At 66.3% G+C, this 22,543-nt stretch carries 15 protein-coding genes and 1 pseudogene; 13 read left to right on the top strand and 3 right to left on the bottom strand.

Translation table 11 applies throughout. The annotated features are described in order from the left end of the window. Nucleotide 1 precedes the first annotated feature (1 nt). From OG446_RS21040 to OG446_RS21020, 5 genes are all read left to right on the top strand, one after another. Nucleotides 2-448: a hypothetical protein gene (locus tag OG446_RS21040; RefSeq protein WP_328895499.1), complete on the top strand. Its 447-nt coding sequence runs from the start codon at nucleotides 2-4 to the stop codon at nucleotides 446-448. 207 nt (nucleotides 449-655) lie between these two features. Then, on the top strand, nucleotides 656-907 hold the full coding sequence (locus OG446_RS21035) for a Scr1 family TA system antitoxin-like transcriptional regulator (RefSeq protein ID WP_328895498.1): 252 nt from the start codon (nucleotides 656-658) through the stop codon (nucleotides 905-907). A 40-nt stretch (nucleotides 908-947) separates the two neighbouring features. Continuing rightward, the gene (locus tag OG446_RS21030) at nucleotides 948-1,427 is read left to right on the top strand and encodes a hypothetical protein (RefSeq protein ID WP_328895497.1); all 480 of its coding nucleotides are present in this window, start codon (nucleotides 948-950) and stop codon (nucleotides 1,425-1,427) included. Nucleotides 1,428-2,062: 635 nt separating this feature from the next. Next, nucleotides 2,063-2,878 carry a hypothetical protein gene (locus OG446_RS21025; protein WP_328898360.1) on the top strand — a complete coding sequence of 272 codons (816 nt, stop codon included), beginning with the start codon at nucleotides 2,063-2,065 and terminating at the stop codon, nucleotides 2,876-2,878. A gap of 19 nt (nucleotides 2,879-2,897) precedes the next feature. Next, entirely contained in the window at nucleotides 2,898-3,041 is a 144-nt protein-coding gene (locus tag OG446_RS21020) for a hypothetical protein (protein ID WP_328895496.1), read from the top strand. 15 nt (nucleotides 3,042-3,056) lie between these two features. Here the strand turns inward: OG446_RS21020 and OG446_RS21015 are convergent, their stop codons facing one another. Together OG446_RS21015 and OG446_RS21010 are read right to left on the bottom strand one after the other, a co-directional pair. Next, entirely contained in the window at nucleotides 3,057-3,518 is a 462-nt protein-coding gene (locus OG446_RS21015; RefSeq protein WP_328895495.1) for a hypothetical protein, read from the bottom strand. Between the two features lie 75 nt (nucleotides 3,519-3,593). Next, on the bottom strand, nucleotides 3,594-4,223 hold the full coding sequence (locus OG446_RS21010; protein WP_328895494.1) for a hypothetical protein: 630 nt from the start codon (nucleotides 4,221-4,223) through the stop codon (nucleotides 3,594-3,596). 180 nt (nucleotides 4,224-4,403) lie between these two features. On the opposite strand from OG446_RS21010, the gene OG446_RS21005 reads away from it, so the two are divergent. The 4 genes and pseudogenes from OG446_RS21005 (at nucleotide 4,404) to OG446_RS20990 (ending at nucleotide 7,700) form a co-directional block, all read left to right on the top strand. Continuing rightward, a protein-coding gene (locus tag OG446_RS21005; RefSeq protein WP_328898359.1) for an IS3 family transposase occupies nucleotides 4,404-5,587 on the top strand; the annotation gives its coding sequence in 2 pieces (ribosomal slippage) (nucleotides 4,404-4,673 and nucleotides 4,676-5,587; 1,182 coding nt in all). Nucleotides 5,588-5,741: 154 nt separating this feature from the next. Then, nucleotides 5,742-6,005, top strand: a pseudogene (locus tag OG446_RS21000) (DUF4158 domain-containing protein); the annotation flags it as partial. Between the two features lie 188 nt (nucleotides 6,006-6,193). Next, nucleotides 6,194-6,769: a TetR/AcrR family transcriptional regulator gene (locus OG446_RS20995; RefSeq protein ID WP_328895492.1), complete on the top strand. Its 576-nt coding sequence runs from the start codon at nucleotides 6,194-6,196 to the stop codon at nucleotides 6,767-6,769. A gap of 58 nt (nucleotides 6,770-6,827) precedes the next feature. Further along, a complete protein-coding gene (locus OG446_RS20990) occupies nucleotides 6,828-7,700 on the top strand; it encodes an NAD(P)H-binding protein (protein ID WP_328895491.1) in 873 nt (290 codons plus the stop codon). 652 nt (nucleotides 7,701-8,352) lie between these two features. On the opposite strand, the gene OG446_RS20985 is transcribed toward OG446_RS20990, so the two are convergent. Then, the gene (locus OG446_RS20985; protein WP_328895490.1) at nucleotides 8,353-16,011 is read right to left on the bottom strand and encodes a polymorphic toxin-type HINT domain-containing protein; all 7,659 of its coding nucleotides are present in this window, start codon (nucleotides 16,009-16,011) and stop codon (nucleotides 8,353-8,355) included. 950 nt (nucleotides 16,012-16,961) lie between these two features. Between OG446_RS20985 and OG446_RS20980 the strand changes: the two genes are divergently transcribed. The 4 genes from OG446_RS20980 (at nucleotide 16,962) to OG446_RS20965 (ending at nucleotide 22,525) form a co-directional block, all read left to right on the top strand. Continuing rightward, nucleotides 16,962-20,270, top strand: a complete 3,309-nt coding sequence (locus OG446_RS20980) for an FG-GAP-like repeat-containing protein (RefSeq protein ID WP_328895489.1) — start codon at nucleotides 16,962-16,964, stop codon at nucleotides 20,268-20,270. Between the two features lie 90 nt (nucleotides 20,271-20,360). Beyond that, a complete protein-coding gene (locus tag OG446_RS20975) occupies nucleotides 20,361-21,068 on the top strand; it encodes a hypothetical protein (RefSeq protein ID WP_328895488.1) in 708 nt (235 codons plus the stop codon). Nucleotides 21,069-21,173: 105 nt separating this feature from the next. Next, nucleotides 21,174-21,611 (top strand): VOC family protein, encoded by a 438-nt coding sequence (locus OG446_RS20970; RefSeq protein WP_328895487.1) that lies wholly within the window; start codon nucleotides 21,174-21,176, stop codon nucleotides 21,609-21,611. Nucleotides 21,612-21,793: 182 nt separating this feature from the next. Then, nucleotides 21,794-22,525 carry a DUF4232 domain-containing protein gene (locus OG446_RS20965; RefSeq protein ID WP_328895486.1) on the top strand — a complete coding sequence of 244 codons (732 nt, stop codon included), beginning with the start codon at nucleotides 21,794-21,796 and terminating at the stop codon, nucleotides 22,523-22,525. The last annotated feature ends 18 nt before the right edge of the window (nucleotides 22,526-22,543 follow it).

The following is a 22,543-nucleotide window of genomic DNA, read 5'->3' as shown; positions in this document are numbered from 1 at the left end:
CATGCGCCGCGCACTTCTCACGCTGATGCTGGCGGCAGCCCTGACCGGCTGTTCGTCCCTCGGCGACGACGCACCGTGCACCAAGATCGGCGCGGACTCGCAGGTCTCCGCCGTGTGGCAGCCCGCCGACTTCGGCGGCCGGGACGAGGTCAGAATCCGGCTGTGCGTGGACGACACCTGCGAGGAGCGGACATCGGGCGGTCCGGACGATCCGTACGCCACGCTGTCGGTCAGACTCCCCGACGACGTCGGTGCGTCCACGGTGCCGGTACGGCTCACCGTGACCTCCGCGAAGAGCGGCGCCACGGTGGTCGAGGACAGCACCCGGGCCAAGCTGAAGAAGCAGCACCCCAACGGCGCGTCCTGCCCGCCCTCCGTGTGGACGGCGACATTCCGCGCCCATCCCGACAAGGGCCTCACCTCACCCGAGGGCATGAAGCTCCAGTGATCCGGCAACCCGGGACGCCAACGGCCCCGTAAGGACCCTGCGCCCCGCGTCCGCGAAGCGCCCCTGCCCCGGCACCATCGGGGCAGGGGCGCTTCGCGCGGTTCTCCCACCACGTCGTCGGCCGGTCCCTCAGGCATACGTCATGGCCCGGGGCCCAAGCGTCAAGATCCGAGCGCTCTTTCAGCGGAATGGTGCGGGATTTCGCACTTGCTGCCCTTCCCGGCAGGCGCACATATGGCACTCGAAGGTTCACTCAAGTCCATGCCCTTCGCCGACGCGCCACCACTCGCCTGTCTACAGGGCCTGACGCATGGGCAGTTGCGGGACGATCAGGCCTCGGTCCGTCAGTACGAACCGGCCTATGCTCTGGTGGTGTCCAGCGCGATCTCACCGGCAGCGCCCCTGGCCTTGATCGAATCGGTGGCGGAGGGTTACGAGCATGAAGCGAAGAGGTCCTGAAACCAGCTCTCTCCAGCCTCGCGCCACCACGCGGTGTGCCATGACGCCTTCGACCGTTCGCGGCCTCGCCCTGCCCACTTCGCTGATGTCTCTCATCGAGCGCGGCCTCTGGCGTCACCCCGGTGACGCGGTACTGACGGAGGTCATCCCGTGGTTCGAGGATCCGCTTGCCTTCGTGAAGAACCCGGAGCAGATGACATACGCGTCCCAATCCATGGACATGTTCGCCGACGATCCGCACTCCACCTACTTTCGCCAGGCACGCGGCAGCAGCAGCGCCGCCCCGCTCGAACTGCCATGGCTAGACGTTGAACAGGCGGTACTGATCTCCATCACCCGCAACCCCGGGGACGACGGTGCCCTGGCCCTCGACTATCGGACCGACCCCTCGGATCCCCGCGTCGTCGGCAGTGACTACTGGGCGGACCCGCTGATGTGCCGGTGGCGGGTCGTAGCACCCACGTTCTCGGATTTCGTCTCGCGCTTGGGCCTGCAAGGGCAGACACATCCGATCGACTGACCAACCCCTCAAAGAGGCAGGTCCCAGAGGGGCGCTGACAGCCCGGAGCTCAAGCCTCGGTCCCCGGGCCGGTCGGCACAGGCCCCGCGACGGAGCCGTGTGCGGCCGTGGACGGATGACGGCACCGCGTCACCCCGGCCGAACGATCTCTGGCTGGTGTTCCGTGGGCGAGGGAGTGCGTCATGTCTGTTCGACTGCTCAACGACGCCGATGTCCGTGCCCCTCTCGAGAGTTGAGAGCGAAGTGAGCACACCGGTGCGACCGGGGGGCGGACTCACGTATACGGGCGCGGTCTCACGTCTACGGGCGCGCCCACATCGCTCTCAACTGCGATTTTTGCCCGGGGCTCAAGCCCCGAGATCCGAGCGCTCTTTCAGCGGAATGGATGGCGGGATTGATTCCCACCCACCCTCCCTGCCTGGCGGGTTGACTTTTCGCGATCGACTTGCAACGGAGGGTAGCGACGCTCTAGCGTCAGCCGTGACACGACGGCCCCCGCCGGTGCGCAAACACCGAGCAGGGGCCTGACCAGGACGATCGAAGAAGGCGATCTCATGGCTGCCAGCCAGCTTAGTGCTGCCCCTGTTTCCGTGCCCGGCCCCACACCCTGCCCCGCGCCCGCGCTCGGCCACCCGATGGCGAACCCCGGCTACGGCAAGCGTTCGGCCCCCGACCAACGCCCCCGCACCGGCCACGACTTCGCCCACCTCCTCCCCCGCGACGCCGCCATCGCCGCGTACATCGACGGACTGTGCGACGGCGCCGACATCTCCGTGAAGATGCTCGCCAAGGTGCTGCCGTACGGGCAGTGCGCGCTGCGGACCTCACTGAACCGGCTTCAGGCGGAGGGCCACCTGCGCCGGGGCAGTGAGTGCGTCGCGACGGAGGAGGCGCTGATCTGGGTGACGCGTACGTTCTTCTCCCGCACCGCGCGCAAGGACGACTGGTGGGCGGCGTACACGCGGGGCGACGTACCGCAGACACCCCAACGCCCCACCCGTTCGCGCTCGTTCATTCTCCTGGCGGCGCTCGGCGAGACGGCCCCCACGCTGACCTTGTCCGAAGTGAACTGCGTGACGCTGGAACCGCGGCTCAGCGAGTGGTTCGAGCGCGGCGCCACCGAAGCGGAGGTCATGTCCGCGCTGACGCAGGGACTGCCGTCGGTCGTCCACAGCCCGGTCGACTTCGTCGGCGCGAGGCTGCTGAAGAAGCTGCCACCCGCCCGCATCGCCCCCGTCCACCAGGTCCTCCTGCGCACCCTGGAATGCAGCGAGTGCCGGGCTCCCGGAAGCCCCGAGGCGATGCGGGGCGGCATCTGCGGAGCGTGCCGGGGCAACCCCACCGCCGCACCCAGCGGTCCGGCGGGGGCCGTTCCCGTACAGGGCGTGCGGGCCCGGATGAGCGCGGTGCGGGCGGGGCTGGTGCCGCGGGCGGAGCGCAACCGTCGGTGACGCCCCGGCCGGGGTGCGCGTGGGGCTGACCCCGACGGCGGTCTTCCACTACGGGCCCGACCGGACGCTCGTCACCGCCAACGGCAGCTCCCACGATGTCCCGAAGGGCAGCCCCGACCTTGCGCTCAAGGAGATCGAGGGCATGGTCGCCGCACAGCGATGACGAACCCCACCACTGTCAGTCGTAGAAGAAGAGCTCAAGGTCTTCGATGGATCCCGGTCCGGTGAAGAAGGCCTCGGCCTGCGCGACTTCGTCCTCCGGAGGCAGCTCGCCCTTCAGGAGCTGCTTCGTCCAGATCTCGCCCTGCTCGCCGACCGCGTAGATGCCGGACAGCAGCTCAGCCATACCCGCAGGGTGCGGAGGGAGGAGGCCGACGACCGGCTGGAGGACCCAGCCGCCCGACCCGGCAGCGAGCCGCAGCACCCCGGCCCAGTTCGCGATCCTTCCGACGCGTACGTGCCAGGAGTCCTCGGTGAACGGGGCCGACCGCCCGCCGTGGAGGGGGTTGGTGGCGCAGCCGATGTCCTTGATCACTTGCCGCTCCACGGCATCCCGGACCCATCGCCCTTCCTGCGCTTCGTCGATGGCGGCCTCCCACCATTTCCACCCGTGGTCGAGGCGCTCCGCGAACGTGTCCATGGGGACAGGCTTCCATGCGCGTTGCCGGGACGGAGCCGACCGATCACGTCGAGTTGGGCGGCTGCGGCCCGTCCTTCAACCGCCGCTCAGCGGCGAACCCCAGGCGGGATCGTGACGCGATCTCCTCGTCAGGTGGGAGAGCAGGTGCTCCGCCGTACTGGAGGCGGTGGCCGGCGGAGCTCCGACCGAGATCAGGGCGGCGCTGACCCGGGCCGGCGCCGGCTCCGGCACCTCCGAGTCGGCCAGGAGGGGAAGCACCAGCAGAAGGCGGGCGGCCGTGTCCTGGACGCCTTCGGCCACAGGGGACGGGGACGGGCTGTCGGCGAGTCGGACCAGTTCCTCCCACGTCAGCCCGACTCCCGAAAGGTCTCCTTCCCAGCTCGCCACCTGCTGGGCGTGGCTCCGCCCCGCATGAGTGAGGAGGTAGTCGATGCCGTACTCGCCGATCATGTTGCGATGGATGACCACAACTCCGGGACCGTCATCGGCCGGCACACGGAACACCGGCCAGCGTTCGGGATCGAAGAGGACCTCGGACAAGGCATCGGCATCGGCGCCGTCGTCGCCGAACCACTCCGGACCAGGACGCGCTGCACTCGCTCCTCCGCCGCACACCGGCATGAGGTGGTTCGACCAGAACCCCGGGCGATCCAGCAGAGCCTCGCCCGCCACCAGTGGCCCGTCGTCGTATCCCTTGATCAGCACCCCTGGATCCTGTCACCGGCCACTGACACGATTCGGTCCGGTTCGGCTCGGGATGGGTTGCGGGGGCCACTGAGCGTTGTCAGCGTTGCCTCTCCAGGGTGAGGACGGCTTTGGTGTTTGCCCGCGTTTGTGGACATCTCTTGAGGGTCAGATCGTGAGATCTGGCATGGAGGTGTCGTGGTGGGTACAGCCCGGTATTCGGAAGAGTTCAAGCAGGACGCGATCAAGCTGGTGGCCTCCACCGGCCGGTCCGTCAACTCCGTGGCCAAGGACCTCGGTGTCAACACCGAATCCCTGCGGAAATGGGTACGCGCGGCCGAAGACGCCGAGGTCGGCGGGGGTGGTGAGCCGGTGACCCCGGCGGAGCGCGAGGAGCTGAAGCGGCTGCGTAAGCAGGTGCGTGAGCTGGAGCTCGAGAAGGAGATCCTGAAGAAGGCGGCCCAGTATTTTGCGAAGGAGATGGGTCGATGACCGGCCGCTGGCGGTTCATCTCCGACCACCACATGGAGTACGGCATACAGCGGCTGTGCAGAATCTTCGGCGTCTCCCGGTCCGGCTTCTACCGCTGGCGGGCCGCCGCGCCTGCCCGGGCGGCCGGGGCCGCGGCAGAGGCGGCGCTGACCGAACGGATCCGCGGCATTCACACCGGGACCAAGGGCGCCTACGGCGTCCCCCGGATCACTCGTGAGCTGCGGGAATCGGGTCCGGTGGTCAATCACAAGCGGGTCGCGAGGCTGATGCGGTCCGCCGGCATCGCCGGCCGCCACCTACGCAAGGGGAAACGGGCCACCGTCCAGGACGCACGAGCGCCCAAGGCCCCGGACCTGGTGAAACGCGACTTCACCGCGCACAGGACGGACGTGCGCTGGTGCGGCGACATCACCTACCTGCCGGTCGGAAACCACTGGATGTATCTGGCGACGGTCATCGACATGCACTCCCGGCGAGTGGTCGGCTGGTCCCTGGCCGAGCACATGCGTGCCGATTTGGTCATCAATGCGATCGAGGCCGCTGTCGCCACCCGTGGCGGATCTGTCGATGGCGTGGTATTTCACTCGGATCGCGGCACGCAATATACATCGGACGCGTTTGCCGCAGCATGCCGTCGACATGGAATTCGCCGCTCTATGGGCCGAGTTGGATCCAGCTATGACAACGCAATGGCAGAATCCTTCTTCGCCAGCATCAAACGCGAACTCCTCCACGGAGAACGCTGGAAGCATGCTCCCGAGGCCCGTATGGCGGTGTTCTCCTGGCTCGCCTGGTACAACAACCGGCGCCGTCACTCTGCCCTCGGTCACATCAGCCCGGTCGAGTTCGAACGACAGGCCATCACATCACGTAGCCTGAAACTGGCTGCATAGGTCGTAGATGTCTACATAATCGGGCAAAGCCCATCACAGCCTTCGCCCCACGGGACGGACGCGACCACAGCGCGTGACACCCGCTTCCCATCCACAACAGCGGGCAGCAGAACACCGACTACACGATCAACGACGCCTACCATTCCCGAGGCCGGAACAGTTGGACATCGGTGATCCGTCGGTGCTGACGGCGTACGGCGAGAGGGAGAACACCCGGCTGGAGCATGTGCGTGAGCTACGGCGGGTCCTGGAGTACCGGAAGTTCGCCGAGACGGAGGGCGAGCCGCGGGAGTGGGTGGACGCGCGGGCCTGGACGACGGGTGAGGGGCCGAAGGCGCTGTTCGACGCGGCGGCGGGTTGGCTGCGGGAGCGGCGGGTGCTGCTGCCGGGGGTGACGACGCTGACACGGCTCTCGGCCGACCGAACAGGGCCCACCGCGAGTGCGTGAACCCGGCCAGGGGCCGCAAAGCTCACACCGGCCCGAATCGCACACGCAGCACCCTCCGGGTGCCGGGGTGTACAGTTTTTCCGGAACGCATTCCGTTTAACGTTCTAAACGGAATGCGTTCCGGAACATGAGTCGGGGCGATCGAAGGAGGATGCAGCATGCCCACCGCCCCCCGCAGGACCAGGAGCGATGCGCTGGAGAATCGCGAGCGACTGCTGGAGATCGCCGCGCGCGCCTTCGCTGAGCAGGGCCCGGAGGCCACGCCGGCCGCCATCGCCAAGCAGGCGGGCGTCGGGGTCGGCACGCTCTACCGGCACTTTCCGACCCGTGAAGCCCTCCTCGTCGCCGCCCACACGCGGCAGATCACCCTCGTGTGCGAGAAGGCCGGCGACCTCGCAGCCCGGCACACCGGCGCCGAGGCCACCCGGGCATGGCTGGACCACTTCCTGGACCACGCGATGGCCAACAGCAACATGTGCGCGGCCCTGAACGCCGCCCTCGCCTCCGACGCCGACCCCTACGCCCATACGCACACGCTCCTGAACGACGCCGTCACCACCCTGATCGACGCCGGAGCCCGGGACGGCTCCCTGCGCGCCGACATCACCCCGGGCGACGCCCTGCTCCTGGTGGGCAGCGCGGCCGCCTCGGCGCAGCACAGCACCAGGGAGCAGGCGCACCGGCTAGTCGAACTCCTCATGGACGCGCTGACCAAGAACGCGACCGCGGCCTGAACCCGCACCATCGCACCGGCGGGGCGGCGTTACGCCCGCAGAACCGAAAGGCACCACCATGGCAACAGCCCTGATCATCGGCGCGTCCGGAACGGTCGGATCGCAGCTCGTCAACGAGCTGGACAAGGAGCACGAGGGACTTGAGGTCCGCCTCGCGACACGGCGCGCCGATGTCGCCGAGCGGTGGCGCGCCCAGGGGCGCGAAGCCGTGCTGCTGGACCTGGACCGGCCCGAGCAGTTCACCGACGCACTGGACGGGGTCGACCGGGTCTTCCTCCTGACCGGGTACACCGCGGCCATGCTCCACCAGAGCAAGACGTTCCTCGACGCCGCCGCGCAGGCCGGGGTGGCTCACATCGTCCACCTCGGCGTCTTCAGCGCCGGACGCCACGACATTCCCCACTACAGCTGGCATGAGCTCATCGAGACCTACATCGAGGCCAGCGGGATCGCGTGGACGCACCTGCACCCCAATGTCATCACCGACACGGTACTGGCCACGGTCGCCGAGACCGGCTCGTTCAACGTCCCCTGGCAGGAGAGCGCACGCGGATGGGTGTGCGCCGCCGACATCGCCGCAGTCGCAGCTGCCGTGCTGCGCGAAGGACCAGACGAACACGGAGGCAAGAACTACTGGCTGAGCACGGAACTGGCCACCGGTCCGCAGGTCGCCAAGACCCTCAGCGAGGTACTGGCAACCGAGATCACGTGCTCCGTGTCGGGCCCCGACGACCTGGCGGCGTACGCGAGCTCAGTCCCCTCAGCCGCCGAACGCCTCTACATGGAGAGCGCCGTCGCGACGATGCGCCAGACAGTGCTCGGCAACATGGGATTTGAGGCCGTCGTCCGCGACGACGTCCAGACCGTTCTGGGACGCCCTGGGACCACGATGGAGCAGTGGGCGCGGGAGAACCTCGGTCCCACGGCCTGAGTCCGGACGATCCGGTGCCAGACGTACCGGTGCCGCTCAGCGACGGACGTCGCCCGGAGCCAGAAGACTGGTCAGCTCGGCGATCGCCTCGGGGGACGCAGAGGCGCGCCTCCGGCGTCAGTCCTCCACTGGTTCCACTCGAATGGGTGCAGCACCACCCAGATAGAGCATGCACCCCGCATCCTCCACATCCGATTGCTCTGGTGGGACCACGTAGATTCCCGCAGTGGGAGCAGGTACCCAGCCAAGATTACGCGGAGGGCCATAAGCCTCGTAATACCCGACGTAGAGCCTTGTCGGCGGGATGGACACCGTACAAACGTCTCCTGCACGGAGCTCAGCCAGGGGCGGTTCCACCCGATATGGAACCCATTCCCGATGAGCATTGTCACCCGGGAAGGAGAATGTGCCATCCCACCGAAAATTGGAGGAGTGGTCGATCACTCCCCATGGCCATTCCAAAGTAATTCGACGCGAATCCACCGTGACTACTCGCGCACTTGCCGCCTCACAGGAGACTATAACTTCGTCGCCGACCTGAGGAACCATATCTTCTCGCCGCCATCCTTCTGGCCGTGACTGGGGTTGGTGCGCGGAACCTGCCGCTCGCACCGGAACACATTACGCACCTGAGAGGTTACAGGTCAGATCACTATTCTCGCCAAAACATCCTGAATGGCGAGGCCTTTGGGCCACCACGGAACTGCCCACCACCGAAGACAATTCCCGGGTCCGATGACAGCGCCGAGTGGCAACCCCAGCAGACATTGCGGGAAGCAGCACCAAACACGACCTGTTCGTCGGGGGCGAGACTGCCGAAGATCGTCGTCTCGGCATGACCTTCACCCTGCACAAAAGCGTCCCGCGCCCACTGCGGCCAACTATCCGGAGCAGCGCCGCTATGGTTTACCGCAGTACGGATTGTGACGTCTCCGGTGGTGGTGTTGCGAACTCCGATGACGGCTGTCGTCCCGTACTCTCCCTGCGCTCCCCTGACTCCGGAAATGGTCTCGTTCGTGGCCCGGTAGCGACCTTGCTGAAGGGTGTCGGCGGCTATGTAAGCATGCTCCGCCTCCTCCGCATTGCCACAATTGTGAACCAGGACCGGCGTAGCCCCCGCCAGCACATAGTACGTGTGGAGGTCGTTGACGGTGAGGTTGTGGACTACCTCGCGCTTCGCCGTCCACCGCTCAATTGCCGTGACCTGGACGTAGGTGCCGGCGCTCGTGCGCAGCCATTCGCCCGGCTTCAGGTCGGTGGCATCGACCCAATCCCCGAGCGACTGCACCCAGAACGGGTGGCCGTCGGTGGCCGTGAGCGTGGCGGTTGCCGATCCCACGTCAGCATCGGTGTCGACCGTCACCTTGACCAGGTGCTTGACCCCGGTGCCCTCAATCTCCGCCGTAACCGGCTCACCAGTGGTCTCACCGGTTTCGGGGTCGGTGGCGAGGACCACGTCGCCGCCCTCGATGTCCTCGATGGACTTCGTAGAGCCATCGGCCATGAGCACCTGTGTACCCGGGACGAAGCTGTTGCTGGTCGGGCAGCCCTTGCTCCTCTGCGCGGCGCTCTTGACCTTCTCGCCGGCCTTGGCGGTTGCCTTCTTGGCCTTCTGAAGCTGGTTCCCGGTCTTCTGAGCCGCCTTCTTGGCCTGTCGGGTGGCAGCTTGTTTCGCCTTCTTCGCCGCTGCCTGGGCCGCCTTCTTCGCTGCCGTCTTCGCGGCCGTGGCCGCCGCCTTCGCCGCTTCGCGGGCCGCCTTGGCCGCTGCAATGACCTTGCGGGCCTTCTCCTGGGCCTTGCGCCAGGCGCTGATCGCATTGAAGGTCTTCTCGACCGCGCGCCAGATCTTCTTGCCCTTGCTGAACACCGACGTCCACGGGATCGCGTCGATGACCATCGAGCCGCACGCCCACATATCACCGCGGGAGAAGCAGGAGACGGCGTCGTTCCAGCCGATGAACTCCTTGAACACCGCCCATCCGACGTCCTGGACAACGTCGGACACCGAGGTGTTCAGGACCTTCTTGGCCTCGTCCTCGTTCGTGGGGTCCTCTACGTAAGTACCACCACCACTCCGATTGGCCTGGGCCATCATGCCGCTGGGGTCGGAGTAAGTGACCGGGTTGTTCTCGCAGTACACGTACCCGTTCATCTGAACCGGATCGACCAGGTCAAGCACCGGGTCCGCCGAAATGAACCGGCCCGTCGACGGGTCGTATTCCCGCGCACCCAGGTGGATGAGGCCGCTGGAGCGGTCGTCGTCACCGCCGATGTAGCCCTCGTGCGAGCGCCACGAGCCGTGGTCCGTCCGCTTCACACCGAACGGGTCGGTCTTCTCGAACTTCACCGCATTGCCGGTGCCGAGCTTGATGTTGGCGTAGGCCGTGCCGTTCTGGTCGGCTATCTGGACCGACAGTTCCGGGGTGCCCGAACCCTGCCGGAACCGCATCACCGTCGGGGCACCGGGCTGCGCGTAGTACCGCTCGGTGTACGAAGGAGTGCCGTCCACGTTGACCGCGACTGTCGTGTCCCCGAGGTACAGGGTCCGCTCACTGCCGGTCAGCGACATCAGCCGCTCGCCGGAAGCGCCGTAGATGTACGTCGTCTCGTCCGCCGGCGCCCAGGACTGGGCGGCACCCGACGCATCACACGTACCGAGCTGCAGGTCCGTGCCGCTCGCGGTACTGCCGCCCGGCACGACCAGACACTTACCGGACGCGACGTGCTTGAGCTTGTGCCCGGTGGTGGCCGGCGCCCATTTCTGAGCCTCGGCCCCCGTGCAATCCGCGATCACGACGGGCGTGCCATCAGCAGTGCCGCCGTCCTTCGGCACCACGCAATGACCGAGCACCTTCAGGCCGCCCGTGGACGAGTCGGTCGGGGACGAGCCCTCGACCCTCAGCTTCTGTGCCCGGGTTCCGTTACAGGCATAGAGCTGGAGAGGTGAGCCAGCGACCGTCGACGAGGACTGCAGGTCCAGGCACTTGCCTGAGAGCCCGGTCCAAGCCCCAGCACCGCTCTCACCGAAGCCCGTCACCGTCTCCAGCTTGCCGTCCCAGGTCCACGACATCGCCTGCTCGTCGCCGCCGTCGACGCGCTCGGTGGTGTTGCCTGCCGCGTCGTACTCCCGGGTCGACAGCTCGTCCACCTTGGCGCCGCTGTCCGCGATGTACGTGGAGGACAACTTCGTCAGGGTATGCGGCTGAGTACCGTCGGCCTTCCCGTACTCGTACGTCGTCGTCGCATCCAGATCCGGATTGACGACTGTCTTGCCGTCGGTGAGCCCGAGGTAGTGGTCGACCAGCTTGGTGCGGTTGCCCACTTCGTCGTACGTGTACGTCTTGCGGTAGCCGTCGCCCGCCGTGCCCGCGGTCACCGTGCTCGGGGTGCCGTCCGCTGCCTTTGTGGCGCATGTCGCATCGTTGGTCGTCCACGCCTGGGTCATCTCGCCCAGAACGTCATACGTGAAGCACTGCCGGTCGGTCACCGCCTCAACGGTGTCCTCGATCTTGGTGACGTTTCCGGCCGGGTCGTAGGCGTAGGAGCGGGAGTTGACGCGGTGGTCGGGGACCGTGGTGGTGTCGCTCGTGGACTCACGGTCCACGATGCTCTGCGTCAGCTCACCGGTCGACTCGTTGAACAGATTGGTGGTCCACACGCGGTTCGGGTTCTCACCGCTGACCGAGCGCAGCACCTCGCCGTAGACGCTGTAAGTGGTCTGGGCGGTGTAGTAGTCCAGGCCGGACGTCGAGATGGGCAGCCCGTCATCGTTGTACCGGGTGACAATCTTCTCCGGCCCGAGCCCGCCAGCAGCCGGCAGTGAGGCCGACTTCAGCTGTCCGGACTTGCTGTACTCGTAGGCGTACGCATAGGTCTCCTGAAGCCCGTACGCGGCGGCAATGGACGCGGGAAGCGTGAGCTTCTTGCCGGTCGGCTGATAGTCGGAGGTGTAGCCGGTGACCGTGGTCGTGTACGGAAGTCCGTCGGTGTAGCGCGTCGACGTGGCCGGCAGCCCCTGGCCGCCGATGACCGTGTCGTACGTCGCGGAAGTCAGGAGTTCGCCCGTGTCGGAACCCCGACGCTGCTCTGTCGGCCGGGACAGCTTGTCGTAGCCGTTCCAGACGGTGACGCCTCGACTGTCCGTGATGGTCTCCGGACGGCTCAGGACGTCGTAGGTCGTACGCGTCGTCCCGGTGTCCGGGTCGGTGGCCGTGACCTGACGTCCCAGCGCGTCATAGGTCCAGGACCAGGTGTTGCCCTTCGCGTCCTTGGCCTTGACCTGGTCGCCGCGTGCGTCGAACTCGTACGAGGTCGAGCGGTAGGCGGTCCGTGCGGCGTTGGTGAACGTGTCGACGCGCACCGTGCGACCGAGGGCGTCGCTGTAGGAGCGCTGCGCCGCACCACCCTTGGGCTCGATGGTGGTGGCCCAGTCGTAGCCGTACTCGTAGGTGGTGGCCTTTTCCGTCTTGGTCGCGCCTGCCTCGTACGGCGTCTCGGAGAGGACTCTTCCCATGCCGTCGTATTTGTAGAGCGTGGCGTTGGGAATCTGGAAGTCGGTGTCGGACTCGAACATGACGTTCTGAGGCTCGCCGGTGGCGTAGTAGCCATTGTTCGTACGGGAGATGGTGCCGTTCGCACTGTAGAACGTGTCGGTGATCAGCCGCCCCTCGCCGACCGCCGGCGACTGGCGTTGGCGTTCGCGTCCGAGGCCGTCGTAGAAGACGATCGATTCGTCGTAGCTGCCGTCGTCGTTGAGGGTGGAACTGACCACGGAGACCGGTTCACCAGGCGTGGTGTTGTAGGTGAACTTTGCCGACGCCGGTTCGGTGGTGGCCTGCGAAGTCGCCCAGCCGGCCTTGGTACGGCCGAGGGCGTCGTAAGTGTAGACCGTGGTCTTCCCATTGACGTCGACGTCCTTGAGCGTGGTGCCGCGGGCCGGCTCCAGGTACGACGTCTCGCTCTGGTCGAGGGCGTTGGTCGTGGTCACCGAGTACACCTGACCGGTGGCGGGGGTGTACTTGGTCGTCTCGGTGGCTCCCTTGGCATCCGTCGTGGACAGAGCTCGCCCGTAGGAGTCGTACGTCAGGGAAGACGTTTTGGCCCAGGCGTCGCCGGCCCCGTTGAGGGACCACGTGGTGGTGGCAAGCCCGGTCGTGGGTTCGGCGCCGAAGGCCCCCTTGTCGTAAGCGACGCGGGCACCGGATATCCGGCTGGAGGCCGGCGCGGTGGCTGCTGCGTCGCAGGTGCCGGAAGTGGTGAGGGTTTCCTTGTCCAGGCCGATGAGGTGCTTGGCGGTGTTGTGGACGTAGCTCATCACCGAGCAGGACTCGTCACCGGTTACACCGGTGTCGCCCAGGGATTCGACCTTCACCGGAAGCCCGTAGGCATCCTCATACGTGGTGGTGGTCTCCAGCGTCCGCCAGGTGCGGGTGTCCTTGATGTTCGTACCCGACGACCGAGTGACCGTCTTGCTGTGGTCCTCCAGTACCCGGTACGCGTTCAGGTCCGGGACACCGCCGGTACGAGCCCGGGTAGCGAGCAGTACAGCTCTCGGATAGTCGACCGACCTCGATACGAGCGCACCACCGTACTCGGTATAAGTGAGTTCCTCCGCCACCCGCCCCTGGAAGGGCAGCAGGTCTGCGGCGATGAGTTTCCCGTCAGCGTCCAAAACGTCGACATCACGCTTCCCTCCTCCGGGAAGCGGGTCGCCGTCCATGCCGCGGAAGTATCGGATCTCCGACATGGACCGCTTCGAACCCTCGCTCGGGTCGGAAGAGTCTGCGCCGCTGATGGTGCGGACGAGCCCGTAGCCACGCCACTGGTCATAGGTACGGGTCTTCTTCTTGGAGAATTCGGCTTCGTTCAGCGCCCAGGCACCATCACCCACGTACTCGTATGACGTGTTGACCGGTTCGACGCCCTTGACGCCGGGCAGTTCCTGGATGGTGTCGACGACGTACTTGTTGAACCATTCCGTGGACTCGTCGGACTTGTCGGGATCCGGATGCCAGTACGCCGGGAAGCAGAGCCCCTTGTTGGACTCGGGTGAGGGAAAGCCGGTTCCTGTGGCGCAGGGGCCGGTCGGTTCGCGATAGTCGACGAAGGTCTCGCCACCGTACTCGCTGATGACGCGTTCGATGCGCAGCCGGTCGAAGGTGGGGTTGGGGTCCTTGGCGCCCCTCTTGACCCGGTTCGGCATGGGTACGGTGTTGGCGACGAACGTCACGGGCTGCAGGGGGATTCCCTCACCGCCTGTTCCGAAGCCCGTGCGGGTGATGGAGTTCAGCCAGAGCGCGGTTCCTTCGTCGGTCCGCTCGGACGGCAACGTTTGCTCGAGCGTCCAGGTGTCCACCTTGGAGAGAGCGGTCGAGCCCTCGGTGCGCTGGGTGTACGTAGCAACTTGCCCCAGGCGCACTTTCGACCAGAACGTCGGCACTGGCACGTGGCAGTCAACGGACTTCTTGCAGAACAGGTCGGCCGGGGTGTCGTACCAGATCCGGTTCTTGGCGAACTCGCCCGATTCGAAGTTTTCGTCCGAGCAAGTGATGGAGCCTTCAAGTCGGCATCGGGGGGCGACAGTGAAGTCGACCCGCGAGATCGGGGCGGCACTGAACAGAGTGGACTCGTTCTGCCCGTACTCAATGCGTTCCAGGTAGCCATCACGGTCGTACGCGACTGAACTGTCGAACTTCATGTTCTTCGCGTAGTAGTTGACATCCTTGTGCCACCACAGAGACATGGCGCTGCCGTTGGTGTCCACGACGTAGTCGAGGTTCCAGCGCCAGGCCTGATCGCAGAAGGAGTCGGCGAACGCGGTGGCATGGCAGGGTTCGCCCGTCTGGTTGCCGGCTACCGGGACGGTCAGTACCGAGTTGGTGACAGGGTCGTCCGGGGCGTCACCGTTGTTCTTCCAACCGGGAAGCCTGTGCATGCCGAAGTAGTACCGAGTGCCGTCACGGGTAGTGACCTCCCAGTACTCGTTTTCCTTGTCGCCGTTGGCGAGACCAGCGTTGTCGCCGTTGGCGAGACCAGCGTTCGCGAGGAGCCGCACGCGGGAGCCGTCGCCGTTTGCAGTCACCCACTCGTTTCCGGTCTCGTCCTTGTCCTTCACCAGTTCGGTGGTCGTGCCGCCCAGACTGAGAGTGGCGTTGTCCGACCCCCAGCACATATCTGCAGTCTTGTGGTTGGCGTTGTTGCCATCCGTCTGGTCGTCGCGGCAGGTGCGGTAGGTGCGTGTGATGGAACCCGGGTTGTACTCCCAGCCGTCGCCGATCCAGGACGCCTGGTTGTTGGTTGCCGAGGTTCGGCCATCCGCGCTCTGCGAGTTGTAGCTGAAGGCCAGGCTTGGAGCCGGACCTGCGGGCACGACCGGGGCCTGGAGGTTGTACGTGTACGAGAAGCCGCCGGAACTGCTGCCCGCGGTCCAGGATCCGGCGCTCGCAAGCGGAGTCGCAGAGAAGTCGCCCTTCGCACCGCCACCTGCCGAGGTTGCGACGAAGACGGATGAGCTAGCACCGGACGTGGCCGCGCTCAACTGCGGGGCAATCGCCGGAGTGGCAGTGCGTGTCCGGTACGCGGCGTTCGTGGCGGTGGACGCGCCGTCCTGAGAGGCGGCTTGAGCCGCAGGGGGAACGGCGCTTGTCAGGTCGGCAACATCCAGGGTGGCTGCGATACGTCGATTGCCGTCCATGATGCCGTCGCCCTCGACGTCGGCTTCGATGGGCTGCACTTCGTTGGTCGTGTCCACTTCGGTCGGCTCGGAACAGCCCTCGACCTCTGGGGTGCTCAGAAAGCACTCGGGGTACTTGACCAGTTGGAGCCGGTCCGCCCAGTTGGCGCCGTAGAGCTCGGCGAACTCGGTGTAGTCAAGAGCGACAACAGCATCACCGGTCGCGGTCGCGGGCGGGGTCACGGTGAACACGAGGCCGTGGATGTTCGTGTCGGCCAGCTCGCCCTGGCTCGCCAGGGCAACCTTCCAGGCCCCTTCCAGGGCCGCGGCCTCCGCAGCCGTGGCTCCGTCAGGGGCCCCGACCTCGATCGGCAGGGATGCCACGGGCTTGGTCTGCCCCGCGGTCAGCCCGGTCACCGACCCGGTGACCGGCGTAGTGATGCCCGTTCCGGACGGCGCCTCGGTCTTTGTCGGCTCATAGTCTTCGCCGGCCTGCACGGCAGCGGTTGTCAGCTCCGCCAGACCGGCACCGTCCTCACCGGGCACCACATCGGGCTTCGGCAGATCGACCAGCTCGACCCCGGCCCGGTTGTCCGGCGGGGGCATGGAGTACGCGGCGGGCAACAATCCCACCGTCACAGCCGTCGCGACAACGGTAACCAGACCGACGCGGGCATGACGCCGTCGGCGTCGTTGTGCCTCGGTGCCGGGCAGTCTCCCCCGGCCGCTCCAAGAAAACGATCCCCACACGACGGCCGCGGCCCCCCACAGTCGATCCGACCACCGGATGACACGCGTCGGGCACGCAGCGCCGGGGGCTTATTGATGCGCCGAATATTCCGCCATGAATTCACATGCCGTCAAACGTTCTTCACAAGTAGTGATTTCAAACACGCGAAAATTCACCACCTAAGTGAATCATCATTTGCTTTTCGCCGATTTGAGAATAAGTAACTCAAGAGTTGCAGATCAATTCGAAAGCATCAATTCGTATTACAGAGTGGCGAATGATCACATACGGCCTGCCGATTCCTCACACTATGGATAGATTCAGTGCGTTTCGAGTCAACGACGAACGCAGCGGCGAGTCCAGAGTTCGCGCTGGTCAGGGGCGCGGAACCTGCCACTCCACCTCCATGCTGCTGTCATCACGGAATGGGCACATGTATGGATGCCAAGTGCTCAATCCGTCATGCTTCTGCTTCGCCCCTACCTGCCGTGACGCCACCTCGGCCGGGTCCAGCAAAGGTCGACAAGGGGGCACGGGCTATTAGGCATCGTGACGACTTTCGCCTGCCCCGAACCATTTCCGCGACGCGGCATTTGACGCTTCCCGGGTGTCGGTTCGGTCAGCCACTGTCGTACTCGGGAGGGAATCCAGCACCGTGGAACGTCGTCGTCTCATCCGGGGTCTGCCTCGGCGCACCACGGCGGGAGTCTCCGCGCTCATCGCGGCCGCTCTCGGGTTCGCACTTCTCGTACCCGGCCAGGAGGACGGGCCTTCACCGAGCCAAGCGCGGCCTGCCCACGCCACTGCACTCCTCGACGAGAGCAGCGCCCAGGAGCGAGCAGTCCGCACCGGCAAGCGGGTGGAGGTCACCGCACTGCGGGACGCCACTTCCACTACGTACGCTCTGCCCGACGGCGATTTCGAACTGACCGCCCACGCAGTGCCGGTACGGGCCAAGGTCGGCGATACGTGGAAGCCCATCGACACCACGCTGACCCGCACCAAGGACGGCTGGGCACCGAAGGCGGCTGCCGACCCCGTGATCTTCTCCGACGGAGCCCAAGGGGCCCCCCGTCCGACAAACAGCAGCCCAGGCAACACAACCGGACGAGCACCCTCCACCGCCGACCGGGCCTCCTACTCCGTCTCGCGTGCCTCGCGCCTGCCCATGGCGGGCAGGGCAATAGCAGCGGGAGCCGAGGACACCGAGTTCAGCGACCTCGTGACCTTCACCTCGGCCGGACACGTCATCACCCTCGGATGGCCCGGACCGCTCCCCGTCCCCACCATCGACGGCGCCAGCGCCCTTTACACCAACGTGTTCGACGGCGTTGACCTCCTGCTGACCGCTCGGGACAGCGGCTTCAGCCACGTCCTCGTCGTGCACAGTCCCGAAGCGGCAGCCTCCGGCCAACTCGCTGAGCTCCCTTACATGTTCTCCTCTCCCGATTTGACGTTTCACCTTGATCCGATCACCCACGCAGTCAGCGCGAAGGATGCGAAGGGTGAGGAGATAGCGGTGTCCCCGACGCCGTACATGTGGGACTCGGCCGGCAAGCTCGCTGTCACCGAAGGTGACGACCCGCAACCCCCGGCTCCGTCGGCCGATCCCGCTCCGACCTACTCCGAGGAACCCGGTGAACCGGTGTCGGACAACCCGGAGGGCGGAGACACCGATGGCAACGCGGCACCCGACCCGTTGCCGTCGGAACCCTCACAGAGCCCAGCCCCCTCCACCGTCGCACCCCCGGCTTCCCCCGTCGATCCCTCCGAGAGCCCGGACGATCAGACTGCGGTGCACAACACGGCCCTGAGCGGCGGCAGTGGAGACGGCAGCCTCAAGAGGTTGGCCGGCTTCTCGACCACCGGCAGTTCTTACAGCCCGCAGGACGTATTCGCTCTGCCGGGGCTCGAAGGCCCTCAGCCCGGCACACATGCCGCCGTGGGAACCGCTGCGCTCGCCGGCCAGGGCACCACCTCCGCCCTGCTGACAATGACGCCGAACAAGCCCCTCCTGACTGACGAGAAGACGGTCTGGCCCGTCTTCATCGACCCCTCGATCACCGGTCAAACCGCGAACTGGACCACGACCTACCAGAAGCACCCTGACTCCAGCTTCTATGACGGCGCCAACTACAACACAGGCACCACCGAGGCCCGCGTCGGCTGGGAATCCACCACGAACGGGCTATCGCGGTCCTTCTTCCATCTCAACTGGAAGACCAACTTCAAGGGTGCCGCCGTCAGCTCGGCCTACATCCAGTTGCTGGAGACATACGCCTGGTCGTGTGAGGAGCGCGAGATGCAGGTCTGGCAGACTGCAGCGATCTCGTCAGCCACGACGTGGAACAAGCAACCGCAATGGATGAAGGAGCTCGGCCGCAAGTCCTTCGCCAACGGCTGGAAATCATCCTGCCCGGATGCCTACGTCACCTACGACATGTCTGCAGTCAAGGCCCTGGCACAGGACGCTGCCGATGGCGGCTGGACCAACATCACCATCGGGCTGAAGGCCACCAACGAAGAGTCTTCGTACTCCTGGAAGAAGTTCAAGGCCGAGACCACTGCCGCGCCCAAAATGGTCGTCAAGTACAACCGCCGGCCCAAGGAGCCGACCGGTCTGAGCATGACTCCGGGTGTCGACTGCGACCTCACATCCCCGTACAGCTCGGTCGGATTGAGCGACTTGACCTTCGCCGCGCAGTCGTCCGATCCGGACGGTGACCTCAAGTACATCGATTTCGAGGTGTGGGAGTCCGGGAAGACGACCAAGATCTATGACGGCAACAGGACCGTTGACTCGCAGGGCAAGGCAAGTATCACCTTGGACGGCGGCGACGGCACGGCCAGTAGCTTCGCCAACGGAAAGACATACTTCTGGCGACCGCGCGCCATCGACTCCACCGGTGCGGCCTCGACCTACGCCCCGCCAGGAACCGATGACTGCGGCTTCGTCTACGACTCCACCGCACCCGCGTCCCCTGAAGTGTCCTCGGATTCCTTCCCTGAGCCTGTCGGCACGGACAGCAAGTGGAGTACCGTCAAGCTTGGTACCAAGGGCGAGTTCACGTTCCAGGGCAGTGCCGACACTGTTGAGTACCGGTACAAGTTCAATACGACCTCGAATCCCGTAGTCATCAAGCCAAGCAGTCCGGGCGCGGCAGTCACTGTCCTCCTGGCTCCGCCAGTCGCCGGTCCGAACGTTCTCTTCGTCTGGGCCGTGGACGCCGCCCTGAACATCTCGCCCACACCGCGTAAGTACCTGCACTACGTCACCCCACGTGCAACTGCTGACGCACCCGGAGACGTCACCGGAGACAGCTACCCGGACCTGCTCGCCGTCGACAGCCTCGGTGATCTGCGTTCCTACCCCGGCGACAGTCGGGGCGACATAGCCACCCACAGCCTGGGGGCTCATGACGGCGACGATCCGGCGCCCGACGGCTACTGGGTCGGAAGCGACGGCGCTCACGCACTGATCACGCACATGGGAGACCAGTACCCCGGTGACGGTCTCACCGACCTTGTGGCCCGCATGCCTGACGGACGCCTCTACACGTATCCCGGCGACGGCTACGGCGGCTTCGACATCAACGAACGTCTGACCGTGGACCTCCCGTCGAATGCTCCGGCCCCGGCCACGCTCACGGAGATCGTGTCCACCCCGGACATCACCGGCGACGGCCTCCCTGACATGTTCGCCCTCGCCGGGGACCAGTTGTGGGCATTCACCGGTTACACCGGAGCAACGTTCACCGAAGCCCGCCAGCTGGCTGTCGGTTCATGGGACGAGCGCAACATCGTCAGCGTCGGTGACATCAGCGGAGACGGCATCGCGGATCTCCTCTGGCGGGGAGACAACACTGGGCGAGGCCTGTCACTGCGCCAGGGAAAGCCAGCTGCGGGCGGGGGCGTCGACCTCGCGTCACTCGCTCTGGGTGCCACTTCGGCCACCGGCCAGGACGAAACGTACGGAACCGGGGGATGGTCCCGAGCCGAAATGCCCCTCATCAAGGGAACACCTGACGCGACAGGGGACGGCATCCCTGACATCTGGGGTGTGGAGGACGACGGAAAGCTCTACTTCTACCCGGGTGGCAAAGCTACGCACGGCACACGCTTCCTCGCCGGAGAGGCCGGCTGGATGACCCTGCGCATCCTCGGCTGACGGGCATGCCGGGCCGCCTCAGGAATGGCGCGGCCCGGCCACAGCGCAGAGGCGTAGCAGAACGAACAGAGATGAGCTGGGGGCAACCAGATGGGGCAGTCCGAGAAGGCACGCAGGAATATCGGAGTCCTGACCGTCATCCTGCTGGGGATCACTGGGTGCAGTGTCGCCGGAGGCGGCGGCGCAGGTGAATCCGGCCCCGGCTTGAAACTCCAGCCGGAGTCAAGTGCCTCAGCCATACCGTCCGGCGGCCTCGACCACCTCTCGCTGGCTTCAGGCGACGCCGCCGGGTACTCGATAGGGGTACTCGACGATGCGGCGCAGGTGCACCCGAGCGACGTGGTTGCGGACGAGGTCTGCCGCGCACTTGCCTACGTGCTTGCGGGTGCCGCCCCAGGCAGCCCGGCATCCACGACCGTGCGCCGCGCACTGGGCAAGGAGTCGGAGACCACCGTGGCACTCGCCTCTTACACGGACAGCAGGGCCGTCGGTATTCTGACCGACCTCAGCACGGCCGCCGACGCCTGCCCGGGTGGCTTCGACCTGACGGTTCGCGGTCAGAAGCGCCACGTCACCAAGGTGAGCCGGGCACTGGCGCCCCCTGGGACGGATCAGGCGATGGCGTTCAACATGACCGTGGAAACCGGCGGAACGAAGGAACCCGCGCAAGTGATCGTGGTCCGCAAGGACTCCACCATCGGCATCTTCAGTTCCTCTCCGGTCGGAGCCGCGAAGCCCCCCGCGAACTTTGCCGTCCCGGCCCCTGTTGTCGAAGCCCAGTTGATCAAACTCGGTTGACCAGCAGAGCAGTCGCGATCTATTCCGCAGGCGGCTCCCGGCCCGGGGCGGGTGGCGCCCCGAATATCCCGTTGCGCCGAACGCGCCACCAACTATCTTGGCCCGATGACGAAGATCAAGCAGGTCCAGATCACCTTCGACTGCGCCGACCCCGAGCGCGTCGCCCGGTTCTGGTGCGAGGTGCTGGGGTACGTCGTGCCGGAGCCGCCGGAGGGGTTCGACAGCTGGGAGGCCTACAAGAGCTCCCTGCCGGCCGAGGATCTGCCGCTTTCGGGGTTCTCCTGTTCCGATCCCACCGGGGCCGGCCCCCGCATGTACTTCCAGCGCGTTCCCGAGGGCAAGGTCGTCAAGAACCGGGTGCATGTCGACGTGCGGGCCGGTACCGGGCTCGTGGGTGAGGAGCGGCTCGCCGCGCTCGAGGCCGAGTGCGCACGGCTGATCCCGCTCGGGGCCGTACGCGGGAAGCTGCTGCTCGCCGACGAGGAGAACGAGTCGTGCCAGCTGATGCAGGACATCGAGGGCAACGAGTTCTGCCTTGACTGAGCGGACGGTGGTGCGCGCGGGCTCGCTCCGGACATCGTCACGCCGCGGTCGGTGGTTCATACGCGGGCGGTAACAACCCCTGACGGTAGGTGAGTTACTGGTTCGGTCTCGGTCACACTCGACTGTGTCGCTTGTACACAGGGCCGGTCCGCGGGCCGGTCTCGGGGGAATCGGGATGCAGCATGAACGCGAAGACAGTCGGAGTCGGTTCGGTACGTCAGGCCCTGCGCAGCACCCTCCTGGGGGCGGGAGTGGTCGCTGCCCTGCTGGCGGCCACCGCCTGCCAGCCGTCCGGGGGTGACGACAACGCCGCCGGCCAGGCGGGCTCCGCCTCTGCGGGGAAGAGCCCGGCGAAGAGCACCGAGTCGTCCAGCGACTCCGGGACCGGGTCCGGCAGCAGCGCCGGTGACGAGGCGACCGGCGACAGCGGCGAGACCAGCGGTGGCAACGGCACCGATCACCAGGACTGCCAGGTCACCGACCTCACAACCGCGGTCGAGCTCCAGGACGCGGCCGGGGAGACGCCCCGCCACTTCCTGCTGACCGTCACCAACGGCAGCGCGTCGCCGTGTGTCCTCAACGAGGCGCCGACGGTGCGGCTCGGAACGGGCGACGACGCGTCGATCGTCGAGACGCTCGAAGAGCCGGACACCGAGCCCCTCGTCGTCGAGGCAGGCGGGAAGGCGTACGCCGGGTTGTACATCTTCGGCAACGACGAGGGAGGCGAGGCGGAGTACGACCAGTCCGCCCGGTTCACCGCCACCCTGGTCGCCGGCGAGGGCACCGAGCTCAACGGGAAGCTCGCCTTCGACCTGCCCGACGGTCTCCACACCGTCTCGTACGACGACGCGGCGCGGGTGAACGGCTGGGCCGGCACCGAGGGCCTGGCCATGCGGCCGATCAACCAGCTCTGACGGACGCGTGCGACGGGG

The organism is Streptomyces sp. NBC_00236 (genome assembly GCF_036195045.1).
Classification (GTDB): domain Bacteria; phylum Actinomycetota; class Actinomycetes; order Streptomycetales; family Streptomycetaceae; genus Streptomyces.
Note: the sequence above shows the minus strand (reverse complement) of the source record. Positions and strands in the feature narration are given on the sequence as shown.